The sequence below is a fragment of the Kribbella sp. genome (assembly GCF_035687465.1).
Taxonomy (GTDB): Bacteria; Actinomycetota; Actinomycetes; order Propionibacteriales; family Kribbellaceae; genus Kribbella.
Genome location: NZ_DASRXP010000156.1, coordinates 1 through 5,345 on the forward strand (window position 1 = coordinate 1; position 5,345 = coordinate 5,345).

Below are 5,345 nucleotides of genomic sequence, written 5' to 3' on the forward strand. Positions count from 1 at the left end.
ATGGCCCGCCGCTACCAGAAGGACTGACCTGTACTGCGCCGCGGCCGGTCACCGCCGCGGGTCGCAGTACGGCTAGTCAGTCGGCCAGGCGGGCGGGGAAGCCGCCGGTGGCGACCGGGCCCCAGCGCTCGGGGGTGATGCGGATCAGGCACTTGCCCTGGGTGCGCATCGCCTCGCGGTACTCGTCCCAGTCCGGGTGCTCGCCGGAGATCGACCGGTAGTAGTCCACCAGCGGCTCGACCGCGTCCGGCAACTCGATCACTTCACCGCTACCGTCGATCTGGACCCACGGGCCGCCGAAGTCGTCCGACAGGACCACGACACTGGTCTGCGCGTCCCGCCTGACGTTCGCGCTCTTGGCCCGCTCCGGGTAGGACGAGATGACGATCCGTCCCTCCGTGTCGACACCACCCGACACCGGCGAGGCCTGCGGCGTACCGTCGGCCCGGGTGGTGATCAGCAGCATGTGGTGACGCGGCCGGACGAACTCCAGCAGCGCCTCGGTGTCGACCTGGGTATTGGTGGCAATCGATCTCGGCATGACTCCCACTCTTTCAGAGCCGGACCGATCTCCGCAGCCGGGGAGGACCTCACTCCGTGGCTGGTTCTTGCCGTTTGACGGCGTCGATCGCGAGCCGCAGGATGCGATCGCGTTGCGCGTCGGATCCGAAGGGCGAGTTGGTGACGCCGATGACGTAGCGCATGACGTCATCGATGGTGACGTCTCGGCGGGCGTCGCCGGACTCCTGCGCGGCGACCAGGAGCGGTCCGCCTGACTCGTAGAGCGCGGCCTTGCACGCGAGGAACGCACCGGAGTCGCGGTCGAGCGCGGAGAGCAGCGCGCGTTTGGTCGCCATGTAGGTGACGAACCGTCGGATCCACTCCTCGAGGGCTTCCCAGGGCTGCTGGGTGGCGGCGAGCTCTTCGCCGTACCGGCAGAGTGCGTCGACCTCGGCGACGTAGACAGCCTCGGCGAGATCTTCGCGGGTCGGGAAGTGGCGGTAGAGCGTGGCGGCTCCGACGCCTGCGCGCTTGGCGACGTCGGCGAGGAGCACGTCAGTTCCCTGTTCGGCGAACAGGGCCCGTGCGGCGGCGAGGATCGCGTCGAAGTTGCGGGCCGCGTCGACGCGGTGCGGACGCCGGGTGGCCAGCAGGTCGCTCACGGGCATCGCCATTCAGGTTGTTCTCCGGTTCTCGTCGGGTTGTCGAGGCGAGCTGAGGGGCCGCTTGCACAAATGTGGGAGTCGGCTTCCAATTGTAGGCCGCCCCCGACCTGGTCGATTTCGCGTCCGAGGCCGGCCGCGGACGCGAAATCGATACCGGAGTTGAGCGGCCACAGGGGTTGCGATCAGGACTGTTCGGGGGCCAGTGCGGTGATCGCAGCGACCTCTTCGTCGGCGAGCTGGATGCGTGCGGCGGCCAGGTTCTCCCTCAGGTGCTGCACGCTCGTCGTGCCGGGAATCGGCAGCGTGTTGGGCGTGCGATGAAGCTGCCACGCGAGCGCTATCTGCTGCGGGGTGGCGTCGTACTTCGCGGCGATCGGGTCGATGACGGCGTGCAACGGCGCGCCTTCCTCTCCACCCGGGACCGCGCCCGGGTGCCAGGGCGAGAACACGATGCCCTTGTCCTCCGCAACCGAGCGCACTGCCGCGCCGAGGCGGACGGCGACGTTGTAGTGCACGGTGACCGCGGCGATGTCCGTGATCGCCAGGGCGGTCAGGAGCTGGTCGGCGCTGACGTTGGACAGGCCGATGTGCCGGATCATGCCGTCCTGCTTCATGGCGGCCAACGTCTCGACGGCCTGCTCGAAGGGGGTGTCGGTGAAGGCCGGCGTGTGCAGGTAGTAGAGATCGATCTGGTCGACGCCGAGACGCCGCATGCTCATGTACGCGGCTTGGCGCAGGTACCACTTGTTGCCGGTCGCCCCCATGTCGTTGTATTCGGGGCCGCCGCGCAGGAACCCGCCCTTCGATGCGATGACGAGGTTGTCCGGGTAGGGGTGCAGCGCCTCCTTGATCAGCTCTTCGTTGGAGTGCGGCCCGTAGACGTCGGCGGTGTCGATGAACGTCACGCCCTCGGCGATGACCTCGCGCAGCAGTGCGACGCCCTTGTCGTGATCGGGGTACTCGCCCCAGGTCTTCGGGCCGGTCAGCTGCATCGCCCCGTAGCCGATGGTGCCGACGGTGAGGTCCCCGCCGATGGTGACGGTGCCGGCGGTGGTGATGTCTGTGCTCATGATTCCTTCTTGAAGGTCGGGGATGATTCAGCGCGCGGTGTAGCCGCCGTCGATGGCGAGTGCCACGCCGGTGACGTAGCTCGACTTGTCCGAGCAGAGCCACCCGACCGCGTCGGCGATTTCCTGCGGCTCGGCGATGCGGCCCAGCGGGTGCGAGGCCACCAGCTGCTCGTGCAGGGAGGGGTTCTCGGTGATCATGTCCGCGATCAGGGGCGTGTTCACCAGACCGGGGCACACGGCGTTGACGCGCACGTGGCGGTCGGCGTAGTCGAGCGCGGCGCTCTTGGTCAGTCCGATCTCGGCGTGCTTGGAGGCGGCGTAGCCGGAGTAGCCCTTGATGCCGGTCAGTCCGGCGCCGGAGGAGATGTTGACGATCGAGCCGGCACCGGCGGCTGCCATCAGCTCGAGCTCGTACTTCATCGAGACGAACATGCCCCGCACGTTCGTCGCCAGCATCTGGTCCAGCATCGCTGTCGGGTGGTCGATCAGCGGATACGCGTCGTTGCCGCCGTCGATACCGGCGCTGTTGACGGCGTAGTCGAGCCGTCCGCCCTCGGCGGCGAACGTGACGGCGTTCCTGACCGCCTCCTCGTCGTGCACGTCGGCGACCACGTAACGGCCGACGCCTCCCTCGGCTTCGATCAGCGCCACGGTTTCCTTCAACGTCGCCTCGGTTCGTCCGGCGACGGTGACGGTCGCTCCTCGGGCGGCCAAGGACAGCGCGGCAGCTCGTCCGATGCCGCTGCCGCCGCCGGTCACGAGCGCGACCTTGTTCGTCAGGTCTTTCGTCATGCTGATCTTCCTTTCAAAAGCCTCACCGCGTGAGGAGGTTCCTGGTTCCAGCAGAACTGGATGTCAACTCTCACTTTAGTGAGAGTCGTCTTCCGTTTCAAGGTGACCTGCGCCGCTACCACCCACCCGGGCAATTGACATGAGTCGAACAAGTGTTCGAACATAGGGGGGTGACGGGGACTTCGGCAGGCGAGACGCGGGCCGCGCGGGTGACCGCGCTGGATCAGGCGCGGACGCTGCTGGCCCGGGCGAAGGAGCAGAAGGCGGCAGTGCGGGCCGTGCCTGCGCCGCGGACGACCGAGACCAGGGTGCAGCAGGCGCTGGACACCGCCGGGACCGATCGGGCGCTGCCTACTCTGCCTGCCGTCTCCGACCTTTTGTCCGGGGCCGCCCTGCGCGGCGGCGCGGTGTACTCCGTGCGCGGGTCCACCGCGCTGGTGATGGCGATGATGGCCGGGCCGTCCGCCGACGGGGCATGGTGCGGGGTGGTCGGGATGCCCTCGTTCGGGGCGGAGGCGGCTCGGGGGCTCGGGGTCGACCTGGAGCGGCTGGTGCTGGTGCCCGATCCGGAGCGGGACTGGCTCAGCGTGGTCGCGGCGCTGGTGGACGCCCTGACCGTGGTGGTGGTTCGGCCTCCGGGTGAGGTGACATCGGGGGAGGCGTCCCGGCTGTCGGCCCGGCTGCGCACTCGCGGTGGATTGCTGATCGCGGTCGGGTCCTGGCCGGGGAGTGAAGCTCGACTGGAGGTTCAGGCCAACTCCTGGACCGGGCTGGGCTCCGGCGAGGGGTATCTCACCGGCCGGCAGGCGACGGTCGCGGTGACGGGGCGGGGAGCGGCCGTGCGCCCGCGACAGCACCAGCTCTGGCTTCCTGCCGTCGACGGCAGTATCTGCTCGGTCCAGCCGGTCGAGTCGGTGCGGCCGGTCGAGGAGTTGCCGGGCTGGCAGCAGGAGGCGGTGGGCTGATGAGCACTCGCCGTACTGCGTCTGCGCGGACCGCGTCGTTGCAGAGCCTGACCCGGACGATGGTGATCTGGGTGCCGGACTGGCCGGTGACGGCCGCCGCCACGGCCGCGGGTCACCCGCCGGACGCCGCGGTCGCAGTACTGGAGAAGGGGCGGGTGCTGGCCAGCTCGGCCGCTGCCCGGGCTGAGGGGGTACGGCGTGGTCTGCGAGCGCGGGATGCGCAGTCGCGGTGCCCGGAGTTGGTGGTGCTCAAGTACGACCCGGTGATCGACGCCCGGGCCTTCGATCCGGTGATCAGCTGCCTGGAGGCGCTCACCCCCGGCATCCAGGTGATCCGCCCCGGCATGTGCGCGCTGAAGGCCCGCGGCCCGAGCCGGTACTACGGCAGCGAACCCGCCGCGGCGGAGAAACTGCTCGACCGGCTGGAGACGTTCGAGGTGCCGGGCAGCCGGGTCGGGGTCGCCGACGGGCCGTTCGCCGCGGAGCAGGCCGCCCGGGCGAGCTCGGCTCAGACGCGGGTGCTGGTGGTCCCACCGGGAGGATCGGCTGGGTTCTTGTCGCCGCTCACCGTCGACACGCTCGAGCAGCCCGCGCTCACCGACCTGCTCCGGCGGCTCGGGCTTCGCTCGCTCGGCGCCTTCGCGGCGCTGCCTGCGACTGAGGTGCTGACCAGGTTCGGCCCGGACGGCGCGTTCGCGCACCGGCTGGCTCGAGGGGACGACGATCGCGCGGTGGTGGCCCGCAAGGTGCCGCCCGAGCTTGCCCGGACCCTCGACTTCGAGCCGGCGGTGGATCGGGTCGACCAGGTCGCGTTCGCGGTCCGGGCGGTCGCGGACGAGCTCGTCGGCCGGCTGACCGAGCTCGGTCTGGTCTGCACCACGCTGCGGGTCGAGGTCGGCACCGAGTCCGGCCGGATCCACGAGCGGGAGTGGTTGCACCCGCGCTGGTTCAGCGCCGCGGACCTGGTCGACCGGGTCCGCTGGCAGTTGCAGGGCAGCGGGACAGCGACCAGCGAGCTGACGTCCGCGGTGGTGAGACTCCGGCTGATCCCGGAGCAGGCCGACCCGGTCGGCGCCCATGTCGACGGTCTGTGGGGAGGCGGTCCCGACGAGCGGATCCACCGGGCGCTGTCCCGGGTGCAGAGCATGCTCGGGCACGGTGCGGTCGCATCCGTTGTGATCGGCGGCGGCCGTGGTTTCGCGGAGCGGCAGACCCTGGTCCCGTGGGGTGACCGCCCGGTGGCGGCCCGCCCGCCGGAGCTGCCCTGGCCGGGCTCGATCTCTGGGACCGCGGACCGGTGGCCGATGCCGGCGCCGAGCACGGTCTACCCGACTCCACGTCCCGCGATGGTG

At 70.2% G+C, this 5,345-nt stretch carries 6 protein-coding genes; 2 read left to right on the forward strand and 4 right to left on the reverse strand.

Features of this window, described 5'->3' with window-relative positions; genetic code table 11:
• Nucleotides 1-76: 76 nt before the first annotated feature.
• The 4 genes from VFG33_RS07925 to VFG33_RS07940 all read right to left on the reverse strand — a co-directional run bounded on the left by VFG33_RS07925 (nt 77) and on the right by VFG33_RS07940 (nt 3,028).
• The gene (locus tag VFG33_RS07925; RefSeq protein WP_325023982.1) at nt 77-541 is read right to left on the reverse strand and encodes a PPOX class F420-dependent oxidoreductase; all 465 of its coding nucleotides are present in this window, start codon (nt 539-541) and stop codon (nt 77-79) included.
• 49 nt (nt 542-590) lie between these two features.
• The gene (locus tag VFG33_RS07930) at nt 591-1,175 is read right to left on the reverse strand and encodes a TetR/AcrR family transcriptional regulator (protein ID WP_325023984.1); all 585 of its coding nucleotides are present in this window, start codon (nt 1,173-1,175) and stop codon (nt 591-593) included.
• A gap of 173 nt (nt 1,176-1,348) precedes the next feature.
• Nucleotides 1,349-2,236, reverse strand: a complete 888-nt coding sequence (locus tag VFG33_RS07935; protein ID WP_325023987.1) for an aldo/keto reductase — start codon at nt 2,234-2,236, stop codon at nt 1,349-1,351.
• A 27-nt stretch (nt 2,237-2,263) separates the two neighbouring features.
• A complete protein-coding gene (locus VFG33_RS07940) occupies nt 2,264-3,028 on the reverse strand; it encodes an SDR family NAD(P)-dependent oxidoreductase (protein ID WP_325023989.1) in 765 nt (254 codons plus the stop codon).
• 170 nt (nt 3,029-3,198) lie between these two features.
• Here VFG33_RS07940 and imuA' point away from each other — a divergent pair, with 170 nt between their 5' ends.
• A complete protein-coding gene (gene imuA' / locus VFG33_RS07945) occupies nt 3,199-3,993 on the forward strand; it encodes a DnaE2-dependent mutagenesis accessory factor ImuA' (protein WP_325023991.1) in 795 nt (264 codons plus the stop codon).
• On the forward strand, nt 3,993-5,345 hold a 1,353-nt coding region (locus VFG33_RS07950; RefSeq protein WP_325023992.1), incomplete at its 3' end, for a DNA polymerase Y family protein. The genes imuA' and VFG33_RS07950, both read left to right, overlap by 1 nt.